A 21,865-nucleotide genomic window follows, 5' to 3' on the forward strand; every position below is an offset into this window, starting at 1 on the left:
ACGTTATCGATCAAAGCGGATAAAGCTGGCCAGAGGCCTTCAGCTCGCTGGTGAGAAGTGTCGGCGGTAGTGCCGCGGATCGAAGCGCAACACCATCAGCAGCATCAGCGCCATGACTGCCGTCAGCGACCACCACGCCCATTCGAAGCTGCCCAGTCGGTCGCGGATCAACCCGGCCAGCATTGGCGAGAGCCCGGCGATCAGATATCCAATGCCCTGCACGAACGCCGTCAGGCCACCGGCCCGCTGCGGGTCGTCGAGGTGATCGAGCGCGACGATCAGGCTCATCGGAAACAAGCCACCGATGCCCAGACCCAGCAGGCACGGCCAGAGCAGGCTCAAATGCTGCGGACTGAGAGCCAGGCCGCAGAACCCGACAATGATCAGCGCCAGCAAGGCCACCAGAATTGCGCGTCGATCGCGGCTGCGGTTGGCGATAGCGGGAACGAGCAGGCCGGAAATGACCTCCATCGCTGTCAGAAAACCCAAAACCAGCCCGGCATTTTCTTCGCTCCAGCCTTGTTCAACGTAGTACGGAGCGAGCCAGGCGAGCACACAGGTGTAGGACGCAGTCCCCAGTCCGAAGAAAATCGCCAGTAACCAGGCACGTCCATTACGGGCAAAAACGTCCTTCTTCGCGGCCAGCGTCACGCTGTCGCGCAAATGACGCCGTTGCGCCCACCAGACCAACAGCGCGAATACTGCCAGCAAGGCCCATATCGCCAGACCCGTACGCCAGCTTGCGGTCTGCACCGTTATCCGGGGCGCGAAGGTCGCCGCCAGCGCCGCGCCGCCCATGATCGAGGTGACATACAGGCCCATGCACAGCGCCACATTGTCGGGGAAGCGCGACTTGATCAACGCCGGCATCAACGCCTGAATCAACGCAATGCCGATGCCCGCCAGCACGGCGCTGATAATCAACCCGGTCGCCGTATCGACAAACAGCCGCGCAAGCGTTGCCAGCGCAATGATCAGCAGCGACAACAACACCGTGCGCTGTTGACCGAAGCGTTGACTGATTGCCAGACCGAAAAACATCGCCAGCCCCATGGCCATCACTGGCAGCATGGTCAGCAGTGACGCCAGGCTGAAACTCAGCGGGATTTCACCGCGAATGGCCGACAGCAGGGGACCCACCGCCGCCATCGACGGCCGCAGATTGAGTGCGACGAGGATGATGGCGAGCATCAATCCCGCGGCGGGGCGAGTGGTGGCGTGGGCGGTTTGCATGGCGTGTCCTTTATAAGCGCAGACCGGTGATTAGGCGCGGAGCCGTGCATGCCGGGCAAACCAGAAAATCCACAGCACTATTTAATAACTCGATACCGCCTCAACCCTCTGTAGGAGTGAGCCTGCTCGCGATAGCGGTGTGTCATTCAGCATAAGTGTTGCCTGACACACCGCTATCGCGAGCAGGCTCACTTGTGCATGAGCTGAGCGTTTTTTCTGAGTAAAACCTGAACCATTCTCAAATACATACTTGGTCCAGCGATATTATTAAAGGCCAACTAATCGTTGGCGTCTTTTTCACAAAAAATTGATGGTTGCCTGCCTAAAGTTTGCATGCACTTGGTTAATGAATTTTTCATAAATGAAGAATTCGTTATCAGCCAAGGCTCTTCTTTTCAGGAACAGCCCTTTCTATGTTCAAGTCAAAAGCCGTGCGCCCGGAATGGGTGACGTTGATCGCCAGTGCCTTTCTTCTGATCGGTTTCAACCTGGTGCTCTGGCAGCATCTGTTCGCGATCACCGGTGGCGATGGCCGGGGCATCGCCATGTGTGTGGCTTTTGCCGTAATGATCCTGGCGGCATTCAATCTGGTGTTGACGGTATTTGCCTTTCGCCCGCTGCTTAAGCCGTTGCTGATAGCGCTGTTTTTAACCAGTGCCGGCGTGGCTTATTTCATGAATCAGTATGGCGTGATGATGGATGCCGGCATGTTTCGAAATTTTGCCGAAACCAATGTCACGGAAGTGCGCGATCTGCTGTCATTGAAGTTGTTTGCTTTTATTTTATTGCTCGGTGTCTTGCCTTCATGGTTGTTGTGGAAAGTCCCGGTTAATTATCGTCGCTGGCATCGCGAGGTGTTCAGTAAAGTTGTGGTGAGTGTTGCCAGCGCTGCCGTTATTGGCGGTGTGGCATTGGCAAACTATCAAGGCTTGTCCTCGCTGTTTCGTAATCATCATGAAATTCGCTTGATGCTGGTGCCGAGCAACTTTATCGGCGCTTCTGCTGGTTACTTGCGTGAACAAGTAGCGTCCGCACAGCAGCCGTTCATCAAAATCGGCGAAGACGCCCAGCGCAATCCGGACATCAAGTTGCAACCGCGTAAATCCCTGACCGTGCTGGTGGTTGGCGAAAGCGCCCGTGCGGAAAACTTCGGCATCCTCGGTTACCCCCGCGACACCACTCCGACACTCGACAAGGAAGCCGGGCTGATAGCCTTCACCGATGTACATTCCTGTGGCACGGAAACCGCCGTGTCGGTGCCGTGCATGTTCTCCAACATGGGCCGCAAGAACTACGACGCAAGCAAGGCGAAGAATGAAGAAGGTCTGCTCGATGTGCTCAAGCGTGCCGGCATTGACGTGATCTGGCGCGATAACCAGTCGGGCTGCAAAGGTACTTGTGATCGCGTCACGGTGCAGGATGTGAGTAATCTGAAAGATCCGGCGTTATGCGCCAACAGCGAATGCCGCGACGAAATTCTCCTGCAAGGCCTGCAGAGCTTTATCGATCTTCTGGACAAGGACACCGTGCTGGTATTGCACCAGATGGGCAGCCACGGCCCGGAATACTTCAAGCGCTATCCGAAAGAATACGAGCACTTCACCCCGGTCTGCGAAAGTAACGCGCTGAACAATTGCAGCCGCGAAAGTATTGTCAATGGCTACGACAACACGCTGGTTTACACCGACCATGTGCTGTCGAGCCTGATCGATGTATTGCGCAGCAATCAGGACAAAGTCGATACCGCGATGTTGTATCTGTCCGATCACGGCGAGTCGCTGGGCGAGTACAACCTGTTCCTGCACGGCACGCCTTACATGCTGGCGCCGGAACAACAGAAACATGTGGCGATGCTGGCGTGGTTCTCCGACAGCTATCAAAAAGCCTACTCGGTCGATACACACTGCCTGCAAATGAGCCGCGACAAACCGCTGAGCCAGGACAATCTGTTCCACTCGATGCTCGGCCTGCTGGAAGTCAAAAGCAGCGTTTATCAGGCCGATCTGGACTTGTTTGCCGGTTGCCGTGGTGCGGTGATCGATGGCGTGCTGGCCAAGGATTGAAAAATCTCGGGCCCGTCCCGCTGACGCGACGGGCCTATCTGTTTCCTCTGTCAGACTATTCTTTCTATCTCGCAGGACATTTCGTTACAGCTGTTACCCTTCCCAGGCGCGTAAATCGCCGGTGGCGATATATACTGCGCGCCATTCTTCAAGGGAGAGCCGTGTGGCTATCGATATTCACTGGATTCGCGACAACGAAAGCCTCGCGCAGTTTTGCGCTGAGTGGCAGCAACTGCCGTTCGTTGCCCTCGACACCGAATTCATGCGGGTCGACACCTTCTATCCGATTGCCGGCCTGTTGCAGGTGGGCGACGGCAAACGCGCCTACCTGATCGATCCGCTGACCATCAATGCCTGGCAACCGCTGGCGGCGTTGCTCGAAAACCCGGCGGTGCTGAAAGTGCTGCACGCCTGCAGCGAAGACCTCGAAGTGCTGTTGCGTCTGACCGGCAGCCTGCCAGCGCCGCTGTTCGACACCCAGTTGGCTGCCGCGTACCTGAACTTCGGTTTCTCGATGGGTTACTCGCGGCTGGTGCAGTCAGTGCTCGGCATCGACCTGCCCAAAGGCGAGACCCGTTCCGACTGGTTGCAACGTCCGCTGTCCGAGACGCAGATCAGCTACGCCGCCGAAGACGCCGTGCATCTGGCCGAAGTATTTGTCGAACTGCAGCCCAGGCTGTCCGCCGACAAGTTCGCCTGGGTGCTGGAAGATGGCGCCGAACTGGTCGCCAACCTGCGCCGCGAAACCGATCCGTACGAGGTTTACCGCGAGGCCAAGCTGGCGTGGAAACTGTCCCGTGCGCAACTGGCCGTGCTGCGTGAACTGTGTGCCTGGCGCGAGCGTGAGGCACGAGCCCGCGACCTGCCGCGCAACCGCATCATTCGCGAGCATTCGCTGTGGCCGCTGGCCCGCACGCAACCGGACAATCTCGCCGCGCTGGGCAAGATCGAAGACATGCACCCGCGTACCGTGCGTCAGGACGGCCAGTTTCTGCTTGATCTGATCAAGCGCTCTGGCAGTGTGGGGCCTGATCAATGGCCGCCCGCCGTGCCGGAGCCGTTGCCGATCGAAGCCGCTGCGCTGATCAAACGCCTGCGCGCACTGGGGCAGGCGGAGGCCGAGCGTCTGGATATCGCGCCGGAACTGATGCTGCGCAAGAAAACCCTCGAAGCGCTGGTCAAAAGCGGCTTCCCCGAGGGGCCATACCAATTGCCCGAGTCGTTGCGTGGCTGGCGCCGCGAACTCATGGGCCAGAAGCTGCTCGACAGCCTGGCCACCGCCGGAGAACAGCCTTGAAACGTATCTGCTCCATCTACCAAAGTTCCAAGCGCAGCGGCATGTACCTTTACGTGCTCAAAAGCGATGCGCTCGAGCGCGTGCCGGAAGCGCTGATGCTGGCGTTCGGCAAAGCGAAACACTCCTTCGATCTGGTGCTGTCGCCTGCGCGCAAACTGGCCAGCGAAGACATCACCGTGGTTCTGGAAAACCTCGACAAGCAGGGCTATCACTTGCAGATGCCGCCAGCCGAGGACGAGTACATCGAGCACTTGCCCGAAGAGTTGTTGCGCCGCAACGACCCGGTCTGATCGGCGAGGCTCTGTTCTGAGCCTCGATCCACCCTGGAACTGTTTTTACCGCGATGGCCGCCGGAATCCGGCGACCGTCTGCACGGCTTGCGAAAGGTTTGAAAATGCGCGTTCTGATTGCTGAACACGACCACGCGATATACGCCCGGCTGCTGCGTCAGGCAGCGCCGGAGCTGGAAGTACTGACCAGCGGCGACTCCGCCGAACTGGCGCGGCAGGCCGCCGATTGCCCGGTCTGGCTGGGCCAGCCCGATCTGCTGGCGACGCTGTTGCGCCAAGGGCATCAGCCACAATGGCTGCAATCGACCTGGGCCGGGATCACGCCGTTGCTCGCCGACGGGTTGCGCCGCGATTATCGCCTGACCCGTGCGGTGGGGATTTTCGGTCAGGTGATGGCTGAATACGTGCTGACCTACATCCTCGGCCATGAGCGCGAAGTGCTGGCGCGTCTGGTCAGCCAGGTCGAGCGCAAGTGGGACAACCGCAGTGGCCAGAGCCTGGTCGGGCGCAAGGTGCTGATCGTCGGCACCGGGGATATCGGCCAGAGCGTGGCGCAATTCCTGTTGCCCTTCGGCATCGAGTTGTACGGCATCGCCAGCAGCGCCCGTGAGCAGGCGCCGTTTGTCGAAGTCGGCTCGATGGCTGACCTGCCGCGCCTGGTGGGGGAGGTCGACTACGTGGTCAATCTGCTGCCCAACACCGAGCACACCCACGATATCTACGATGCGGCGCTGTTCAAGCAATTCAAACCGACCGGATTGTTCATCAACGCCGGGCGAGGTGTTGCGGTGGTCGATGCCGATCTGGTCGAAGCCCTGAAGGAAGGGCATCTGGCCGGGGCAGTGATCGATGTCTGCCGCCAGGAACCATTGCCGCAGCGCCACCCGTTCTGGACGGCGTGGGGCTTGTTGCTGACCGGGCACAGCTCGGCGCCGACTTCACCGCCGTTGATGGTGCAACTGTTTGTCGACAACCTGAAGGCCTATCAGGCGGGTGAGGCATTGCGCGGCGAAGTGGATTTCGACCGCGGTTATTGACTCGCCGCTTGCCGGAAGATGCACAACACCTGTGGGAGCCAGCCTGCTGGCGATTGCGCAGTGTCAAACAACAATAATGTTGACTGACAGGCTGCTTTCGCCAGCAGGCTGGCTCCCACATGGATTCGTGGTGTGGCTCTAAGGCGCCAGGCAGGATTTACCGACAGTCGCCAGCGCTTGGCCGACAGCCCCGCTGGCACTAGACTGGCGGCCTTTTCACCACCTGATGTTGATGCTTGAGCCATGGCCGCGATAGTCGAACCGTTCTGGAAACGCAAAACCCTCGATCAGCTCGATCACGAGGAGTGGGAATCGCTGTGCGACGGCTGCGGTCTGTGTTGCCTGCAGAAACTCGAAGATGAAGAAGACAACAGCGTCTATTACACGCGCATCGCCTGCAAACTGCTGGATCTGAAAACCTGTCAGTGCAGCGATTATCCGAACCGCATCCAGTTCGTCCCCGACTGCATTCAGCTCACACCGGGTCAGGCCGAAGAATTCAAATGGCTGCCGCCGACCTGTGGCTATCGTCTGGTCAGCGAGGGCAAGGACCTGCCATTGTGGCATCACCTGGTGTGTGGCGACCGCGACGCGGTACACCACGAGCGAATTTCCCAGTCCGGGCGTATGCTGGCCGAGGGCAGCGTGCCGGAGGACGACTGGGAAGATCACCTGATCTTTCGCGCGGGTTGAGCCAGCAATCGGATCAGGCTTGGCGCTGACCTGCGCCTGTCAGACCGCTATCGCCAGCAGGCTGGCTCCCACACGTTTCGTGTCGTACATTCGGCTTGAGTACCATCCACAACCCCTGTGGGAGCTGGCCTGCCAGCGATGGGGCCGGCAGAAGCGCTAGAGGTTTCAGCTCAAACCGCAGCTTTCGGCGACTTCAGCGAATCATTGCCGGTCACGGTGGCAGTTTCAGTCGCCACTTCGGCATTGGTTTTCAGCTTGTTCAGTTCTTCCCCGGCGCGCTCGATCTTCGCCCGCACGTTGTTCATGTCCTGACGACTTTTCTCCAGCAGGCTCTTCGCCGAGCAGTGCCCGGTAATCCCGCGGGCCATGGCCATGCCACCCAACGCAACCTGAATCAGGCCGAACACACCACCGCGGCGCAGCCCTTTGCCGACCATCAGCACGCCGCCGGTCAACGAGCCAATGCGCTCCCAGCCGTGGACGTTCTGGTTGGAATGAGATTGAAACGGTGTCGATTCGACGCGCTTGAGCTCGGACATGATGGTTCTCCAGGCAATCAATGATGGATAAACAAGCTGACTGCTGCGGCGACCAGCTTGTTCCATCGAATGTGCGACGCTTCAGCGGAATTTCGGTCCGGAGCGAGTGTTCAGGCCCTTGGCCATGCGGTCGTAGAGCACGACGTTGACGGTGGCGGCAAGGTTCATGCAACCCGTGGTCGGGATGTACACGACGTCTTCACACCAGTCGCGGATCTCTTTGTCCAGCGAGCCGTCTTCGGGGCCAAAGATATACAGCGCGCGATCCGGGTGGGTGTATTCCGGCAGCGGGCGGGCGCCCTCGACCAGTTCCACGGCGACGGGTACACAGTTGAGCGGGAGGATCTTTTTCAGATCATCGATGCCGATCAGCGGAATGTCGTAGTGCACGCGTTTGGTGTCGGTGACGAAGTCAGCGGCGCGTTCATAGCGCTTGCCGGTGTAGAACACCGACGCCACGCCATAGCAGCCGGCGGCGCGCATCACCGAACCGACGTTCTCGGGTGATTTGGGGTTATACAAACCAATGCAGCTGTACCGTTTGTCTGCCACGAGCGGGGTGCCTTCGGGAAAAAGAGCGCGATTATACGGGGATTGGGGGAGGGCGGGCAGATTCAAGGCTTGTGGTGTTCGGGATATCGCTATCGCGAGCAGGCTCACTCCTACATTTGGAATGCGTACCCCTGTAGGAGTGGGCCTGCTCGCGATGAGGCCAGCGCGGCTGACAAAAAAACTTAATCTTCTTTCTTCATCAACCCGGCCAGTGCAGCAAACGGGTTATGCGTGGCCTTGGCGATTTTCGGCGTGCTCAGCGAGCCTTCGCCGAAGTACTGCTGATCGGTATAACGCGAGTGCTCGTTGTCGTGGCAGTACAGGCACAGCAGCTCCCAGTTCGAGCCATCCTGGGGGTTGTTGTCGTGGTTGTGGTCGCGGTGGTGCACGGTGAGTTCGCTCAGGCGCTTGCCGGAGAACTCACGGGCGCAGCGGCCGCACACGTGCGGGTACATCTTCAGGGCTTTGTCGCGGTAGCCCATTTCCTTGTCGCGCTGGTTGTCGGCGAGGATGCGGTCCAGCTTCGACGTATTGGTGGGGGTGGACGAACTCATGGGTTCACCTTTGTAGAAAGACAAATGACGGTTATGCGCAGAGTTTAGCTCAGCCCTTGAGCTTCTCGGCAATCCAGATCGTGTGGCGGGTGCCCTTGTTGCCGTGGGCGAAGACCTGGACTTCCTCGGCCTTGAAGCCGGCCTTTTTCAATTTGTCGGAAAATTGCCGGTCAGCGCTGGCCGACCACACCGCGAGCACGCCCTTGGGGCGCAAGGCCTTGGCGCAGGCATTCAGCCCGGCGGCGGAGTACAGCCAGCTGTTGGCCTTCTTGGTCAGGCCTTCGGGGCCGTTGTCGACATCGAGCATGATCGCGTCAAAGCCGTTGGGTTCGCTCTGCAGCACATTGGCCACGTCTTCCTGACGGATCACCGTGCGCGGATCGAGCAACGGTCGACCGGACTTTTCACCCAGCGGGCCGCGATTCCACTCGACCACGCCAGGCACCAGCTCGGCGACCACCACCTCGGCGCTTTTGCCCAGATGCTTGAGCGCCGAAGCCAAAGTGAAACCCATGCCGAGGCCGCCAATCAGCACCCGCGAATCCGGCCGTCCGGCGACCTTGCGGCAGGGAATCTCGGCCAGCGCATCCTCGGAACCGTGCATGCGCGTGTTCATCAATTGCCCGCCGTCGCCGCCCTGGATCTTGATGACGAAATCCTCGCCATACTCGAACAGGCACAGGGCACCGCCGCTTTCAGGGATCGGGGTGGTGTCGAGCAGAACGAAACGTTTCATGGAAATCTCTACAGGGGGGAAGGCAAGCAGGCTTGTTGGGAGTAGCCTGAGCACAGACTAGAGGCCAAACGGAGCCCTTGATGAAGCGCACCATTCTAACGGTCATTGCCCTGGCCGCGCTCGCGATTACTGCGGCGCAGGCGCAGCAGGCGATTCCGGTCAGCCCGACGCCGCAGCCCGGTTCGCCCGGTACTGCGACACCAACGCCGTATCCGCAGATTACACCGATCACTTTGCCCAAATCCGGCGCCGGCAGTGGCAGCCCGCCGCTGGTGCCGATCGAAATGCCTGGCCCGCCAAGCAAGGATCAACCGGTGCCGGGCATCGATCCGAGCGGCACCAAGGCCAAATCCCCCGGCGGTTAAACCTGCTGCGCCGCCAGTTGGCCGTCGGCCATGCGCAGGCGTTTCGACAGCGAGACGGCGAGGGCGCGGATGATTTTTGCGGCGATCTTCGGCGCGTCGTTGAGCATTTTTTCCAGCGAATCCTTGCCCAGGTTCAGCAACTGGCAGTTGCTCGCGGCAATGCAAGTGGCCGATCGCCGCTCGCCGTCGAGCACGGCCATTTCGCCGAACGCCCGGCCGCTGCGCAGGGTGGCCATGGTGATGACCTGGCCGTCGGCGCCGGTTTTCTGCACCGCCACCTGGCCGGTGTGAATGATGCACATGAAGCTGCCGGCGTCGCCCTCGTGAAAGATCGCTTCGCCTTGCGCCACGGTGCTGATGCTGAAGTAGCCGGACGCGGCGGCAAAATCGGCCAGTTGCAATTGGTCAAACAGGCCGCAATCCATCAGCCAGTCGCGGATTTCATTGTTCAGTAAGGTCGGTTCTGACATGTCGTCACGGTCTTTTTGTCTTCACATTTTCAGGCATTACACGATCCCCTTGTAGGAGTGAGCCTGCTCGCGATAGCGGTGTGCCATTCAAATCACAGGTGACTGACACACCGCTATCGCGAGCAGGCTCACTCCTGCATGGGTTCTGTGGAAGGTCGGGTCTGGAGTTAAGACCCAACGGGCCCACAGAGTTCCTCAGGCCAGGCCCAAAACCTTGAACACAAACGCATATTCGAGCGCTACGTCACGTAATCCCTGATAACGCCCGCTCATCCCGCCATGCCCGGCGCCCAGTTCGGTCTTGAGCAGCAGCGGATTGTTATCGGTCCTGGTCGCGCGCAATTTCGCCACCCACTTGGCCGCTTCCCAATATTGCACGCGGCTGTCGTTGTAGCCGGCGATCACCAGCAGCGGCGGATAAGCCTGCGCGGTGACGTTTTCGTACGGCGCGTATGCCTTGATCCGATCATAGACGTCCGGTTCTTCCGGGTTGCCCCACTCGTCGTATTCGGTGACGGTCAGCGGCAGTTCCGGGTCGAGCATGGTGTTGAGCACGTCGACGAACGGCACTTCGGCAATCGCCACGCCGAACAGGTCGGGACGCTGATTCAGCACCGCGCCGATCAGCAAGCCACCGGCGCTACCGCCGCTGATTGCGAGTTTTTCTGCGGTGGTGATGCCGTTTAGAATCAGAAACTCGGCGCAGGCGATGAAATCGCTGAAGGTGTTGTGCTTGTGTTCCTGTTTGCCGGCGCGATACCAGGCCTCGCCCAGTTCACCGCCGCCGCGCACGTGGGCAATGGCGAAGGCCATGCCGCGATCGAGCAAGCTCAGGCGCGCGTGGGAGAACCACGGATCCAGACTGGAACCGTAAGCGCCGTAACCATAGAGATACAGCGGCACCGGTTTGCCGAGCATTTCGCGCTTCATCACCAGGCTGATCGGCACTTGCGTACCGTCCGGCGCGGTCGCCCACAGACGCTGGCTGACGTAGGCGTCGGCATCGAACGGGCCAAGCACCGGCGTTTCCTTGAGCACCGTTTGTTCGCCCGTGGCGAGGAGCAACTGGCGCACCTGCGCCGGGCGGTTCAACGCTTCGTAACGCAGGCGAATGCGGTCGCTGACGAATTCCAGGCTGTTTTGCACATAAAGGCTGTAGGCCGCGTCCGGCAATTGCACGCGATATGGCGCCAGACCGTGCGGGTGCACTTCGATGATCGGCAGGCCACCTTCGCGCAGGCTCAGGGTCATGGCTTCGGCGTTCAGACTGACGCCGTCGAGCATCACCTCTTCGTTGTGCGGGATCAGGTTCTGCCAGTCAGCCTCGCTCGGCACCTCGCCAGTGTCCGGGGCCTGGTACAGCGCATAGTTGATGCCGTCGCGGTTGCTGCGGATGAACCAGGTCCAGACCCCATCGAGCATGCCGTGGTCGACGTCGTATTCATGGTCCTCGACTCGCGGCGCCAGGCAGGTGAACGGCAGGTGCGGCTGGTTGGCGTCCAGCGCCCAGACTTCACTGGTGGTCTTGCTGCCCAGCGACAGCAGCAACTGCTGCTCAGAACTTGCGCGATAGCAATGCAGGAAAAAGCGCCCGTCCGGCTCGTGAAACACTTCTTCCGCTGCGGTGCCGTCGAGGCGATAGCGCAACAGTTTGTGTGGGCGATGGGTATCGTCGAGCACGCCGAAAAACAGGGTCAGGCTGTCGTTGGCCCAGGTCATGCTGCCGTCGCAGTCGGCAAATTCCAGCTCGCTGACCCGGTCGCTGGACAGCTCTTTGACGAACAGTGTGTAAATCTCATCGCCCGAGGCATCGACGCTGTAGGCCAGACGCTGATGGTCTGGGCTGATGCTGAACGCCCCCAGCGAAAAAAATCCGCCGTTGGCCAAGGCATTCGGGTCGAGCAGTAATTGTTCGCGGCTTTCATCGAGGGTCAGGCTGTCGTCGGCCGGACGCGGGCAGCGATAGTGCCGGGCGTATTCGTCACCTGCGGTGGTGCGCGTGTAATACAGGTACGGTCCCCACGGCGACGGCAGCGACAGGTCGGTTTCGAGGATCCGGCCCTTGATCTCGTTGAACAGGGTTTCGCGCAGCTCGGCCTGATCGGCGGTTTGCGCTTCCTGGTAAGCGTTTTCGGCCTTGAGGTAATCGAGCACCGCGTCGGTGTCGCGCTCCTGCAGCCAGGCATACGGGTCGGCGCCGGGCGCCCGGTGGGCGATCGGGGCAGTGATGACGTTGGCGGAATCGGGCATGGAAGGCTCTCGGACAATTCGGAATAAGGGTTTTCGCGGGTCTTGAAAGCGCCGCAAAACCCTGTAGGCCTTCGCCTGCTCGCGATAGCGGTGTGTCATTCAAATCAATTCTGATTGAGATACCGCTATCGCGAGCAGGCTCACTCCTGCAGGGTGTGTGTCTATTGGGACAAGCCGCATGGGCGAAAAGTCGTTACTATAAGCGCCTCTTTGCCTGCCTTGCCATGGACACCATGACCGAGAACGACTATCTGATCGCCTGGGGCCTCTACGCCTTTGCCGCCGTAGGCTGCCTGTTGGTATGGATGCGCCTGACCACCTGGATGTGGCGCTGGTTGCGCGAGCCGCTGCGTGTGCTGATGGCGGTGTTGCTGTTCAGCCCGACCATTGTCGATCCGGTGAAAGCCAAGGTCGCGCCGGCCATCGCCATTACCGCCCTGGACCTGCTGTTCAAGGTCGGCAACAACGCCTGGCGGGCGGTGTCCGATCTGTTCATGTACGGCATGATCGCGCTCGGCATCTATCTGGTATTCGTATTGATTCGGCTTCCAATCGAGCGCGCCTCCAAAGCACGCCGCGAGCAGTCTGAAGCGGCCAAGGCTGCGGCGCGCGCCGATGACCGCGACGACGATCAGCCATTCGGCGGTGCCGGTGACGACCGTTACGGCCGCCCGCCCGTGCCGAACACTCCGCAGCGCATGCGGGTCGAGCCGCGTCTGTAATCCGAGAGTCCGCACATGTGTGAATTATTGGGCATGAGTGCCAACGTGCCGACCGACATCGTGTTCAGCTTCACCGGCCTGATGCAGCGCGGCGGTCGTACCGGCCCGCACCGCGACGGCTGGGGCATCGCCTTTTATGAAGGTCGCGGCTTGCGCCTGTTCCAGGACCCGGCCGCAAGCAGCGAGTCGGAAGTCGCCAACCTCGTGCAGCGCTACCCGATCAAGAGCGAAGTGGTCATCGGCCACATTCGTCAGGCCAACGTCGGCAAGGTCTGCCTGTCCAACACCCATCCGTTCGTTCGCGAGCTGTGGGGCCGCAATTGGTGCTTCGCCCACAACGGTCAGCTCGCCGAATTCACTCCGATCAAAAGTTTCTACCGCCCGGTCGGCGATACCGATAGCGAAGCGGCGTTCTGCGATCTGCTCAATCGCGTGCGGGCCGCGTTCCCGGAGCCGGTCGATATCGAAATGCTGTTGCCGGACCTGGTCGCGGCCTGCGCTGAATATCGCAGCAAAGGCGTGTTCAACTGCCTGCTCAGTGATGGCGACTGGCTGTTCTGCTATTGCTCGACCAAACTGGCGCAGATCACTCGGCGTGCACCGTTCGGCCCGGCGCGGCTCAAGGATGTCGATGTGATCGTCGACTTTCAGGCGGAAACCACGCCCAACGACGTGGTGACGGTGATCGCCACCGAACCGTTGACCGAAAACGAAACCTGGACCCGCTACGAACCGGGCCAATGGAGCCTGTGGCGACGCGGCGAATGCGTCAGCCAGGGCAAGACCGAATAAGGATTGCACCTCATGTTGCTCAGTTATGTACGGCTGGTGTTGTTTGCGGCGGGCCTGTTGATCGGTGTCCAGGTGCCGGGGTTCATCAACGATTACGCCCAGCGTGTCGAAGCGCATCTGATCGAAGCGCAGACCGGTCTGCGCGGCTTCCAGGGCACCGCCGATCAGTTCTTCAAAGGTGACATGCAGGCACTGGTCGCGCATTACCGCGCCAGCGAAGACCCGATATTCCGCAGCGATGCCGACAGCCTGAACACCTTGCTCACCCGTCAGGTTGCGCTGGACAAACAGTTCCAGGCGATGCAAGGGCCGTGGTACATCCGCTTTCTGCAAGTGGTACTGGCCGCCGATCCGGACATTCGCAAGGAAACCTGGAACGGCTACAGCTATCAGATTCTGCTGACACCGGAGGCGATGATCTGGGGCATGAGCGGCGCTTTGCTGCTGTCCTTTGGCATCGAATGCCTGTTCCGCCTGATTGACTGGGTGGTGCTTGGCGGCAGACGCCTGCGCCAGAGCCGGCCGATCGAAGACCGCGATGTGCGCGGCCTTTGATCGTTCCCACGCTCTGCGTGGGAATGCAGCCCGGGACGCTCTGCGTCCCTTTCAAGCCGAACGTGGTGCGTCCGTGGAGGTATTCCCACGCAGAGCGTGGGAACGATCATGACGTGAGGGCGACGTAACCCGTGCCCACCTTGCGCGCATAGTCCGCCAACACCTGCCGACACAACGTCACAATCTCCTCGACCCACTCAACCCCGATCCGCCACGACACCACCACCGGCAAATCTGGCGGTCGCTGATCAATATTCAACAGGATCAAATCCCCCCGCGCCAACTCTTCGGCCACCAGCACCGGTGGCAGCACACCGATACCAAATCCGTCGCGCAACAGTCGCGTGATCGCCGACACCGAATTCACACAGTTCAGGCGTGGTGCCAACACGCCATTGGCCTGCATCAACGCCAGCAAGTCCTGATGCGGCCGCGAGTTTTTCGAATAAGTGATGATGCGTTCCTGCGCCAGTTCGGCGAGGTCGGCGTAGTCGCGGTGGTAGATCGACTGGCGGGCGACTATCCAGCCCAGCGGATGGCTGGCCAGTTCCAGACTGCGCACGCTTTCGTGGCGGATCAGATCAGTTTGCAGAATGATGTCGAGAAAGCCTTTTTGCAGTTGATCGCAGAGGTTCAGCGCGGTATCCGCGACCAGTTCGATTTCTACCCGTGGATACAGATCGGTCATCTGCGCCACCAACGGGCTGAGCCAGGTGTGAATTACCGTGTCCATCACACCGATGCGCACCCGGCCGATCTTGCCCGAGCGGGTCTCGATCGACTGTTTCAGTGCCGCCATGGTGTCGAGCATCTGCTCAGCGTAGTCGAGCACTTTCAGGCCTTCGGGCGTCAGGCTCACGCCGCGCGAATCACGCAAGAACAGCTTCACCCCAAGCTCGCCTTCGAGCACCGCGATGCGGCTGGAGATCGACGCCTGCGTGGTGAACAGCTTGTCGGCGGTCAGGCGAAAACTCTTCAGTCGGGCGACCCAGACAAAGGTTTCGAGAAACTTCAGGTTCATGGGCAAGGCTCGGGTGACAATTTTTTCTTATGCCTAAGGCGGGTTTTTATTCGTTGGACGCACAAGCGCCGTGCGGCGAAAAATCGGCGCATGCGGTTCCCACGATAGGCCTCGTCGGAGCTTCGAACAAGACCAATAAAAACCTGCGGAGATTTGCCATGAGTGCTCCCGACACCCTCCCTTTATCCACGCCTGCGGCACGTCCGGGGCCGTTTGACTGGTATCGCAATATCAACCAGCAGGAGCGCCGCACCTTCTGGAGCTGCAAGATCGGCTATGGCCTCGATGGCATGGACACGCAGATGCTCAGTTTCGTCGTGCCGACCCTGATCGCAATGTGGGGCATCAGCACCGGCGAAGCGGGGCTGATTCACACCAGCACCTTGATCGCCTCGGCCATTGGCGGCTGGGTCGCCGGTATTCTCTCCGACCGCATCGGCCGAGTGCGCACCTTGCAACTGACGGTGTTGTGGTTCGCCTTCTTCACTTTCCTCTGTGGCTTCGCGCAAAACTACGAGCAATTGTTGATCGCGCGCACCTTGATGGGCTTCGGTTTCGGCGGTGAATGGACCGCGGGCGCGGTGCTGATTGGCGAGGTGATCCGCGCCAAGGACCGCGGCAAAGCGGTGGGCATGGTCCAGTCCGGCTGGGCGTTGGGCTGGGGCCTGACGGCGATTCTCTATGCCGTGCTGTTTTCGCTGTTGCCACCGGAAGACGCCTGGCGCGCACTGTTCATCCTCGGCATTGTGCCGGCGGTTTTCGTGATTTTCGTGCGGCGTCTGGTGAAAGATCCGGAGATCTACCGCGAGGCCAAAGCGGCGCAAACGCCGGAGAACCCAGCGAAGTTTTATGAAATCTTCGCCCCGGGCATGCTGTTCACCACGTTCCGTGCGTCGTTGCTGACCACCGGTGCGCTAGGCGGTTACTACGCAATCACCTCATGGCTGCCGACCTTTTTGAAAAACGAGCGCGGCTTGAGCGTGTTAGGTACGGGCGGCTATCTGGCGATGGTGATTGTCGGTTCTTACGTCGGCTATGTGATCAGCGCCTATCTGACCGACCTGCTGGGGCGCAAAAAGAATTTCATCCTGTTCGCGGTCGGCTCGTTCACCATCGTTCTGCTTTATACGCAGATGCCGGTGAGCAACGGCGTAATGCTGTGGCTGGGCTTCCCGCTGGGCTTTTTCGCTTCAGGGATTTTCAGCGGCATGGGCGCGTTTCTCACTGAACTGTTCCCGACCCGTATTCGCGGCTCGGGGCAGGGCTTCTGCTACAACATCGGTCGCGCACTGGCGGCACTGTTTCCGCTGTTGATCGGCCTGCTCAGCCAGAAAGTGCCGTTGAGCGTAGGTATCGGCGCGTTCGCGGCGGTGTCGTATGGCGTGGTGATTCTTGCGGCGCTGAGTCTGCCGGAAACCCGTGGCAAGCAACTCGACGCGCAGTAACTGATAACCTGCCAGGCAAAGTCCTACAGATAGAAAGATCAGCACCTACAGGAGTGTTCATCGTGAACCGCCTGCTTTTGAATTGCGACATTGGCGAGAGCTTCGGTAGCTGGACCATGGGTCTGGACGCCGAGGTCATGCCTTTCATCGATTGCGCCAACGTGGCCTGCGGCTTTCACGCCGGCGATCCGGGCATCATGCGCAAAACGGTCAGCCTGGCCTTGAGCCATGGTGTGCAGATCGGTGCGCATCCGGCCTATCAGGATCTCGTGGGCTTCGGCCGGCGCTCCATGGCCTGTTCCGCAGAAGAACTGCAGGACATCCTGCATTACCAGATCGGCGCTCTCGACGGCATTTGCCAGGCGCAGGGCGCGCGGGTCAGTTACGTCAAGCCCCACGGCGCGATGTACAACGACATGATGGCCAACCCGGCGCAGTTGCGCGCGGTGATTCAGGCGATAGCGGCCTACGACCGCAGCCTGCCGTTGATGCTGATGGCCACGCGTGACAACGCAGCGGCGCAGCAGATCGGCGATGAGTACGGCGTGACCCTGTGGTTCGAAGCTTTCGCCGATCGTGCCTATGACAGCGCCGGTCGGCTGGTCTCGCGACAACTGCCAGGCGCGGTGCATCACGATGGCGAAACAATCGTCGCGCAAGCGCTGACCATTGCTCGCGGCGGCGACCTCACCGCCAGCGACGGCAGCGCCTTGCGCCTGCACGCCAACACCCTCTGCGTACACGGTGACAACGCCAGTTCGGTGGCCGCCGTCCAGCGCATCCGTGAAGCCTTGAATCAGCTGAGTGCGCCATGAATCCCAGGGTTGAAGTAGTGGCACTGGACTGCTTGATGCTGCGTCTGTTCGATGAAATCGCCGAAACCAACATGCCGTGGATGCTCGCCGCCAGCGAGCGTTTGCGCGCAGTCTTCGCCGGGCATCTGATCGATCTGGTGCCGTCGTATACCACGCTGATGGTGCATTACGACCTGAGCGCATTGAGCCCGGCGCAAGCGCGCGAGTTGATCGCCGTAGCGCTGGTCGACCTGTCGCCGAATGCGCGCGCCGCTGGCCAATCCCATGTCTTGCCGGTCTGGTATGACTTGAGCGTCGGCCCGGAATTGCGCCTGCTCGGCGAGCGCAGCGGTCTGGCGGTGGAGGAGGTGATCCGCCGCCACAGCGCACGGGAATATCAGGTGTTCGCCCTCGGGTTTGCGCCGGGGTTCGCCTTTATGGGCCTGGTTGAAGAAGTACTCGCCGCGCCGCGTTTGAACACCCCGCGCAAGAAAGTCGCGGCCGGCAGCGTCGGTATTGCCGAGCGCCAGACCGCCGCTTACCCCGTCGTGTCTCCGGGTGGCTGGAACCTGATCGGGCGCACGCCGGCACGACTGTTCGACCGTGATCGCGATGGCTACAGCCTGATGCAGCCCGGCGACACCGTGCGCTTCGAAGCGGTCAGCCATGCCGAATTCATCAACCTGGGCGGTGACGACACACCGTTGGAGGCGCTGGCATGAGCCGACTGACGATTACTGCGAGCACGCCGCTGTGTCTGTTGCAGGACGCCGGGCGCTTTGGCGTGCGGCATCTGGGCGTGACGCAGGGTGGCGCGGCGGATTGGTGTTCGATGAGCTGGGCCAACTGGTTGCTGGGCAATGCGCTGGACGCCACGGTGGTTGAAATCACCCTCGGCGGCTTTGCTTTAGTGGCTGAGCAAACGTGTTGCCTGGCATTGGCGGGCGCGGATCTTGGCGCGCAGATCGATGGCCAGCCGCTGGCGCCGTGGCGCAGTTTCAAACTCGATAAAGGACAGACGTTGCAACTCACGCAGCCGTTGCTCGGTGCCCGAGCCTATCTGGCAGCACCTGGCGGGTTTGCGGCGCCGAAGGTGCTGGGCAGCTCTGCGACCGTGGTGCGCGAAGAGCTCGGCGGTCTCGATGGCATGGGGTTGCCGCTGGCCAAGGGTCAGACGCTGGACTATCACGGGCCATCCCGGCCAATGCGTGAAGTGCCCCGCCAGCGTCAACCTGACCTGCGATCACATAAACCGCTGGATCTGGTGCTCGGCGCGCAGATCGGCGAGTTCAGCGGGCAGAGTCTGTTCGATGTGTTCAACACGGTCTGGACCCTCGACACCCGCGCTGATCGCATGGGCATTCGTTTGCTCGGCAAGACCCTGGCGTATCAGGGCTTGCCGATGATTTCCGAGGGCATTCCGTTGGGCGCCGTGCAAGTGCCGCCAGACGGGCAACCGATCGTGTTGCTCAACGACCGGCAGACGATCGGCGGTTATCCACGCTTGGGCGCGTTGACGCCGCTGGCGCTGGCCCGGCTGGCGCAATACCTGCCGGGGGCCAATCTGCGATTCAGACCCGTATTGCAGGAAGATGCCTGGAAGGCACACCAGAACTATCTCGCATCCTACTTGTAACGCGTGTGGTTCGTACCTGGAATCCAGACGCTTCCTTTCGGCCGAGTGCATCGTCCTACATCAGTTGTTGTGAGGCTATGAAACTATGGGGCTTCATCTCTCACAAGGAAGTTGCAGATGCGATATATGAAGTTGGGTTATCAGGTCAGGCTTGAAGGCGTCGCCAATGTCGAAAGCCGGATCGTTGAGTTCCATGACCGTGCCGAGGACAAGGTCGTCTACAAAGCGAGTATCAGCCGTTTTGGTCATGTGCAAAGACTGCAAAGTGACGAAGCCGATCGCGACGGACTGACTGCCTCGATCGAACGGTTTCTGGCCAAAACCTGTTCCGATATGCAACGCATGTTTGACAACCACCACCGCGCTGATCAAAACGGCAAATCCATGGAACTGCTGGCTGAGGCCGGCAGCGTCCGGGTTGGTTTTTTTGCCGCAGACGGGAAGAAGCAGCACGAAATGCTGATTACACCGGAAACCCGCCAGGAAAAGTCCAAACGCCTGGAACGCGAAGCTCAACGCTGGAAGGAAGTGGTGCAGGAAGCCAAAAGGCGCGGTGTGCCCCCGCCGCCTGTTTGTAAAACCCTGGACCGGGGCTTCATGGACAGACTTTGCGAGGCCTATGTAAAACTGGGTTGGTAAGTCTGTGCCAGATAGGTAACGGGAAAGGCGACAGCCAGTGCGCTGATCGCCTTTTTTCGCGTCACTTCGACAAAAAACGCATGCCTTCCTCAAGCCCGCGCAACGTCAGCGGATACATCTGATCCTCGATCAGATCGCGCACGATATTGGTCGACGAGGTATAGCCCCAGGTATCTTTCGGATACGGGTTGATCCAGATGAGTTTCTTGTACTTCTCCATGAAACGCTGCATCCAGACATAGCCCGGCTCTTCGTTCCAGTGCTCGACGCTGCCGCCGGCCTGGGTGATTTCATAAGGCGCCATGGCGGCGTCGCCGATGAAGATGACTTTGTAGTCGGCCCCGTACTTGTGCAGCAGATCCTGCGTCGAGGTGCGCTCGGAAGTACGGCGCATGTTGTTCTTCCACACCGATTCATAAATGAAGTTGTGGAAATAGAAATACTCCAGATGCTTGAACTCGGTTTTGCAGGCCGAGAACAATTCTTCGCAGATCTTTACATGGGCGTCCATCGAGCCGCCGATGTCGAACAGCAGCAACAGCTTGACGGTGTTGCGTCGCTCCGGCCGCATCTGGATATTCAGCAGGCCGGCGTCCTTGGCGGTGTGGTCGATGGTGCCATCAATGTCGAGTTCTTCCGCCGCACCCTGGCGAGCAAACTTGCGCAAGCGACGCAAGGCGACCTTGATGTTGCGCGTCCCCAGCTCCACCGAATCATCGAGGTTCTTGTATTCGCGCTGATCCCAGACCTTGACCGCTTTGCCCTGACGCTTGCCGGCATCGCCGACACGAATGCCTTCGGGGTTGAAACCACCGGAGCCGAACGGGCTGGTGCCGCCGGTGCCGATCCATTTGTTGCCGCCGGCGTGGCGTTCCTTCTGTTCTTCCAGACGCTTCTTGAATTCTTCTATCAGTTTGTCCAGGCCGCCAAGGGACTGGATCTGCGCACGTTCTTCGTCAGTCAGCGAACGCTCGAATTCCTTGCGCAGCCAGTCTTCGGGAATCAGCGCCTGCAAGTGATCGTCGAGCTTTTCCAGACCATTGAAATAGGCGCCGAAGGCCCGGTCAAACTTGTCGAAATGACGTTCGTCCTTGACCAGAATCGCTCGCGACAGGTAATAGAACTCGTCCATGTCGGCGAAGGTTACGCGCTGTTTCAGCGCGTTGATCAGGTCGAGCAGTTCACGCACTGACACCGGTACTTTCGCTGCGCGCATTTCATTGAACAGATTGAGCAACATGGCAGCAGCCTCTTAGCGGGTGCCGCGCCGGCTCATGAACGCCAGACGCTCCAGCAGTTGCACGTCCTGTTCGTTCTTCACCAGTGCGCCTGCCAGCGGCGGAATGGCTTTGGTCGGATCGCGCTCGCGCAGTACCGCTTCGCCAATGTTGTCGGCCATCAGCAGTTTCAGCCAGTCGACCAGTTCCGAGGTGGACGGCTTCTTCTTCAGGCCCGGTACTTTGCGCACGTCGAAAAATACATCCAGCGCTTCGCTGACCAGATCTTTCTTGATATCCGGATAATGCACATCGACGATCTTCTGCAGGGTGGTGCGGTCGGGGAAGGCGATGTAGTGGAAGAAGCAGCGGCGCAGGAAGGCATCCGGCAGTTCTTTCTCGTTGTTGGACGTAATGATGATGATCGGACGTTTCTTCGCCTTGATGGTCTCGTCGATCTCGTAAACGTAGAACTCCATCTTGTCGAGTTCTTGCAGCAAGTCATTCGGGAACTCGATGTCGGCCTTGTCGATTTCGTCGATCAGCAGAATTACCCGCTCCTCGGACTCGAACGCTTCCCAGAGCTTGCCCTTTTTCAAGTAGTTGCGCACGTCATGGACTTTTTCATTGCCCAGTTGCGAATCACGCAGGCGGCTGACCGCATCGTATTCATACAGACCCTGATGGGCCTTGGTGGTGGACTTGATGTGCCAGGTGATCAACTTCGCGCCAAACGACTCGGCCAGTTGCTCGGCGAGCATGGTCTTGCCGGTCCCCGGTTCGCCCTTGACCAGCAGCGGCCGCTCCAGGGTGATGGCGGCGTTGACCGCCAGCTTCAGGTCATCGGTGGCGACGTAGGCCTGGGTGCCTTCGAACTTCATCTGCTAATCCTCGAACGGTAACGCGGACCTGACGGGCAGGGCGGGGGCGAAATAATCGGATGCCCGACTATAACGCGCACCCCG

General features: G+C 60.1%; 24 protein-coding genes. 14 read left to right on the plus strand and 10 right to left on the minus strand.

Features of this window, described 5'->3' with window-relative positions; all coding sequences use genetic code 11:
* Window positions 1–39: 39 nt before the first annotated feature.
* Window positions 40–1,233 carry a cyanate transporter gene (locus tag BLU52_RS05300; protein ID WP_090282223.1) on the minus strand — a complete coding sequence of 398 codons (1,194 nt, stop codon included), beginning with the start codon at window positions 1,231–1,233 and terminating at the stop codon, window positions 40–42.
* 413 nt (window positions 1,234–1,646) lie between these two features.
* Here BLU52_RS05300 and BLU52_RS05305 point away from each other — a divergent pair, with 413 nt between their 5' ends.
* The 5 genes from BLU52_RS05305 to BLU52_RS05325 all read left to right on the plus strand — a co-directional run bounded on the left by BLU52_RS05305 (window position 1,647) and on the right by BLU52_RS05325 (window position 6,613).
* Window positions 1,647–3,296 (plus strand): phosphoethanolamine transferase, encoded by a 1,650-nt coding sequence (locus BLU52_RS05305; RefSeq protein WP_090282224.1) that lies wholly within the window; start codon window positions 1,647–1,649, stop codon window positions 3,294–3,296.
* Window positions 3,297–3,459: 163 nt separating this feature from the next.
* Entirely contained in the window at window positions 3,460–4,593 is a 1,134-nt protein-coding gene (gene rnd / locus BLU52_RS05310) for a ribonuclease D (RefSeq protein ID WP_090282225.1), read from the plus strand.
* Entirely contained in the window at window positions 4,590–4,883 is a 294-nt protein-coding gene (locus BLU52_RS05315; protein WP_090282226.1) for a YcgL domain-containing protein, read from the plus strand. The genes rnd and BLU52_RS05315 overlap by 4 nt, the downstream gene beginning before the upstream one ends.
* A gap of 104 nt (window positions 4,884–4,987) precedes the next feature.
* Window positions 4,988–5,920 carry a D-2-hydroxyacid dehydrogenase gene (locus BLU52_RS05320; RefSeq protein ID WP_090282227.1) on the plus strand — a complete coding sequence of 311 codons (933 nt, stop codon included), beginning with the start codon at window positions 4,988–4,990 and terminating at the stop codon, window positions 5,918–5,920.
* Between the two features lie 243 nt (window positions 5,921–6,163).
* Window positions 6,164–6,613, plus strand: coding sequence for a YcgN family cysteine cluster protein (locus BLU52_RS05325; RefSeq protein ID WP_090282228.1), 450 nt, complete (start codon window positions 6,164–6,166; stop codon window positions 6,611–6,613).
* Between the two features lie 170 nt (window positions 6,614–6,783).
* On the opposite strand, the gene BLU52_RS05330 is transcribed toward BLU52_RS05325, so the two are convergent.
* From BLU52_RS05330 to BLU52_RS05345, 4 genes are all read right to left on the minus strand, one after another.
* Window positions 6,784–7,152 (minus strand): YgaP family membrane protein, encoded by a 369-nt coding sequence (locus BLU52_RS05330; RefSeq protein ID WP_090282229.1) that lies wholly within the window; start codon window positions 7,150–7,152, stop codon window positions 6,784–6,786.
* 81 nt (window positions 7,153–7,233) lie between these two features.
* Entirely contained in the window at window positions 7,234–7,704 is a 471-nt protein-coding gene (locus BLU52_RS05335) for an RNA methyltransferase (RefSeq protein WP_007911337.1), read from the minus strand.
* Between the two features lie 182 nt (window positions 7,705–7,886).
* A complete protein-coding gene (locus BLU52_RS05340; protein WP_007944009.1) occupies window positions 7,887–8,258 on the minus strand; it encodes a YajD family HNH nuclease in 372 nt (123 codons plus the stop codon).
* A 49-nt stretch (window positions 8,259–8,307) separates the two neighbouring features.
* Complete coding sequence (locus BLU52_RS05345) at window positions 8,308–8,994, minus strand: spermidine synthase (protein WP_090282230.1); 687 nt, start codon at window positions 8,992–8,994, stop codon at window positions 8,308–8,310.
* 80 nt (window positions 8,995–9,074) lie between these two features.
* Here BLU52_RS05345 and BLU52_RS05350 point away from each other — a divergent pair, with 80 nt between their 5' ends.
* Window positions 9,075–9,359 (plus strand): hypothetical protein, encoded by a 285-nt coding sequence (locus tag BLU52_RS05350; protein ID WP_090282231.1) that lies wholly within the window; start codon window positions 9,075–9,077, stop codon window positions 9,357–9,359.
* Here BLU52_RS05350 and BLU52_RS05355 read toward each other — a convergent pair.
* Both BLU52_RS05355 and BLU52_RS05360 read right to left on the minus strand, forming a co-directional pair.
* Window positions 9,356–9,829 carry a cyclic nucleotide-binding domain-containing protein gene (locus BLU52_RS05355; protein ID WP_090282232.1) on the minus strand — a complete coding sequence of 158 codons (474 nt, stop codon included), beginning with the start codon at window positions 9,827–9,829 and terminating at the stop codon, window positions 9,356–9,358. The genes BLU52_RS05350 and BLU52_RS05355 overlap by 4 nt on opposite strands.
* Window positions 9,830–10,024: 195 nt before the next feature.
* Window positions 10,025–12,079: a S9 family peptidase gene (locus tag BLU52_RS05360; RefSeq protein WP_090282233.1), complete on the minus strand. Its 2,055-nt coding sequence runs from the start codon at window positions 12,077–12,079 to the stop codon at window positions 10,025–10,027.
* A 224-nt stretch (window positions 12,080–12,303) separates the two neighbouring features.
* Between BLU52_RS05360 and BLU52_RS05365 the strand changes: the two genes are divergently transcribed.
* Genes BLU52_RS05365 through BLU52_RS05375 form a run of 3 tightly spaced genes read left to right on the plus strand, consistent with a single transcriptional unit; the run spans window position 12,304 to window position 14,148 of the window.
* Window positions 12,304–12,801, plus strand: a complete 498-nt coding sequence (locus tag BLU52_RS05365) for an MFS transporter (protein ID WP_090282234.1) — start codon at window positions 12,304–12,306, stop codon at window positions 12,799–12,801.
* A 15-nt stretch (window positions 12,802–12,816) separates the two neighbouring features.
* A complete protein-coding gene (locus BLU52_RS05370; RefSeq protein WP_090282235.1) occupies window positions 12,817–13,593 on the plus strand; it encodes a class II glutamine amidotransferase in 777 nt (258 codons plus the stop codon).
* A 12-nt stretch (window positions 13,594–13,605) separates the two neighbouring features.
* Window positions 13,606–14,148 (plus strand): DUF2937 family protein, encoded by a 543-nt coding sequence (locus tag BLU52_RS05375; protein ID WP_090282236.1) that lies wholly within the window; start codon window positions 13,606–13,608, stop codon window positions 14,146–14,148.
* A 106-nt stretch (window positions 14,149–14,254) separates the two neighbouring features.
* Here the strand turns inward: BLU52_RS05375 and BLU52_RS05380 are convergent, their stop codons facing one another.
* Window positions 14,255–15,169, minus strand: a complete 915-nt coding sequence (locus BLU52_RS05380; RefSeq protein ID WP_090282237.1) for a LysR family transcriptional regulator — start codon at window positions 15,167–15,169, stop codon at window positions 14,255–14,257.
* 158 nt (window positions 15,170–15,327) lie between these two features.
* Here BLU52_RS05380 and BLU52_RS05385 point away from each other — a divergent pair, with 158 nt between their 5' ends.
* From BLU52_RS05385 to BLU52_RS05405, 5 genes are all read left to right on the plus strand, one after another.
* Entirely contained in the window at window positions 15,328–16,614 is a 1,287-nt protein-coding gene (locus tag BLU52_RS05385) for an MFS transporter (RefSeq protein WP_090282238.1), read from the plus strand.
* Between the two features lie 62 nt (window positions 16,615–16,676).
* Entirely contained in the window at window positions 16,677–17,429 is a 753-nt protein-coding gene (locus BLU52_RS05390) for a 5-oxoprolinase subunit PxpA (RefSeq protein WP_090282239.1), read from the plus strand.
* The gene (locus BLU52_RS05395; RefSeq protein WP_090282240.1) at window positions 17,426–18,130 is read left to right on the plus strand and encodes a 5-oxoprolinase subunit B family protein; all 705 of its coding nucleotides are present in this window, start codon (window positions 17,426–17,428) and stop codon (window positions 18,128–18,130) included. Before BLU52_RS05390 ends, BLU52_RS05395 begins: the two co-directional genes overlap by 4 nt.
* Window positions 18,127–19,044, plus strand: a complete 918-nt coding sequence (locus tag BLU52_RS05400) for a 5-oxoprolinase subunit C family protein (protein WP_090282241.1) — start codon at window positions 18,127–18,129, stop codon at window positions 19,042–19,044. Before BLU52_RS05395 ends, BLU52_RS05400 begins: the two co-directional genes overlap by 4 nt.
* 117 nt (window positions 19,045–19,161) lie before the next feature.
* Window positions 19,162–19,683, plus strand: coding sequence for a hypothetical protein (locus BLU52_RS05405; RefSeq protein WP_090282242.1), 522 nt, complete (start codon window positions 19,162–19,164; stop codon window positions 19,681–19,683).
* A gap of 61 nt (window positions 19,684–19,744) precedes the next feature.
* Here BLU52_RS05405 and BLU52_RS05410 read toward each other — a convergent pair whose 3' ends face one another.
* Together BLU52_RS05410 and BLU52_RS05415 are read right to left on the minus strand one after the other, a co-directional pair.
* Window positions 19,745–20,923 carry a vWA domain-containing protein gene (locus BLU52_RS05410; protein WP_007956512.1) on the minus strand — a complete coding sequence of 393 codons (1,179 nt, stop codon included), beginning with the start codon at window positions 20,921–20,923 and terminating at the stop codon, window positions 19,745–19,747.
* A 12-nt stretch (window positions 20,924–20,935) separates the two neighbouring features.
* Window positions 20,936–21,781 (minus strand): AAA family ATPase, encoded by an 846-nt coding sequence (locus BLU52_RS05415; RefSeq protein ID WP_007911294.1) that lies wholly within the window; start codon window positions 21,779–21,781, stop codon window positions 20,936–20,938.
* Window positions 21,782–21,865: the final 84 nt, after the last annotated feature.

This window comes from Pseudomonas granadensis (genome assembly GCF_900105485.1).
In the GTDB taxonomy this organism is placed as follows: domain Bacteria; phylum Pseudomonadota; class Gammaproteobacteria; order Pseudomonadales; family Pseudomonadaceae; genus Aquipseudomonas; species Aquipseudomonas granadensis.

Excerpts from the sequence above, each read along its gene's own strand:
- BLU52_RS05300 (WP_090282223.1), bottom strand. The coding sequence starts at position 1,233 with ATGCAAACCGCCCACGCCACCACTCGCCCCGCCGCGGGATTGATGCTC.
- BLU52_RS05305 (WP_090282224.1), top strand. The coding sequence starts at position 1,647 with ATGTTCAAGTCAAAAGCCGTGCGCCCGGAATGGGTGACGTTGATCGCC.
- BLU52_RS05320 (WP_090282227.1), top strand. The coding sequence starts at position 4,988 with ATGCGCGTTCTGATTGCTGAACACGACCACGCGATATACGCCCGGCTG.
- BLU52_RS05325 (WP_090282228.1), top strand. The coding sequence starts at position 6,164 with ATGGCCGCGATAGTCGAACCGTTCTGGAAACGCAAAACCCTCGATCAG.
- BLU52_RS05330 (WP_090282229.1), bottom strand. The coding sequence starts at position 7,152 with ATGTCCGAGCTCAAGCGCGTCGAATCGACACCGTTTCAATCTCATTCC.
- BLU52_RS05340 (WP_007944009.1), bottom strand. The coding sequence starts at position 8,258 with ATGAGTTCGTCCACCCCCACCAATACGTCGAAGCTGGACCGCATCCTC.
- BLU52_RS05345 (WP_090282230.1), bottom strand. The coding sequence starts at position 8,994 with ATGAAACGTTTCGTTCTGCTCGACACCACCCCGATCCCTGAAAGCGGC.
- BLU52_RS05350 (WP_090282231.1), top strand. The coding sequence starts at position 9,075 with ATGAAGCGCACCATTCTAACGGTCATTGCCCTGGCCGCGCTCGCGATT.
- BLU52_RS05355 (WP_090282232.1), bottom strand. The coding sequence starts at position 9,829 with ATGTCAGAACCGACCTTACTGAACAATGAAATCCGCGACTGGCTGATG.
- BLU52_RS05360 (WP_090282233.1), bottom strand. The coding sequence starts at position 12,079 with ATGCCCGATTCCGCCAACGTCATCACTGCCCCGATCGCCCACCGGGCG.
- BLU52_RS05365 (WP_090282234.1), top strand. The coding sequence starts at position 12,304 with ATGGACACCATGACCGAGAACGACTATCTGATCGCCTGGGGCCTCTAC.
- BLU52_RS05370 (WP_090282235.1), top strand. The coding sequence starts at position 12,817 with ATGTGTGAATTATTGGGCATGAGTGCCAACGTGCCGACCGACATCGTG.
- BLU52_RS05375 (WP_090282236.1), top strand. The coding sequence starts at position 13,606 with ATGTTGCTCAGTTATGTACGGCTGGTGTTGTTTGCGGCGGGCCTGTTG.
- BLU52_RS05380 (WP_090282237.1), bottom strand. The coding sequence starts at position 15,169 with ATGAACCTGAAGTTTCTCGAAACCTTTGTCTGGGTCGCCCGACTGAAG.
- BLU52_RS05385 (WP_090282238.1), top strand. The coding sequence starts at position 15,328 with ATGAGTGCTCCCGACACCCTCCCTTTATCCACGCCTGCGGCACGTCCG.
- BLU52_RS05395 (WP_090282240.1), top strand. The coding sequence starts at position 17,426 with ATGAATCCCAGGGTTGAAGTAGTGGCACTGGACTGCTTGATGCTGCGT.
- BLU52_RS05400 (WP_090282241.1), top strand. The coding sequence starts at position 18,127 with ATGAGCCGACTGACGATTACTGCGAGCACGCCGCTGTGTCTGTTGCAG.
- BLU52_RS05405 (WP_090282242.1), top strand. The coding sequence starts at position 19,162 with ATGCGATATATGAAGTTGGGTTATCAGGTCAGGCTTGAAGGCGTCGCC.
- BLU52_RS05410 (WP_007956512.1), bottom strand. The coding sequence starts at position 20,923 with ATGTTGCTCAATCTGTTCAATGAAATGCGCGCAGCGAAAGTACCGGTG.
- BLU52_RS05415 (WP_007911294.1), bottom strand. The coding sequence starts at position 21,781 with ATGAAGTTCGAAGGCACCCAGGCCTACGTCGCCACCGATGACCTGAAG.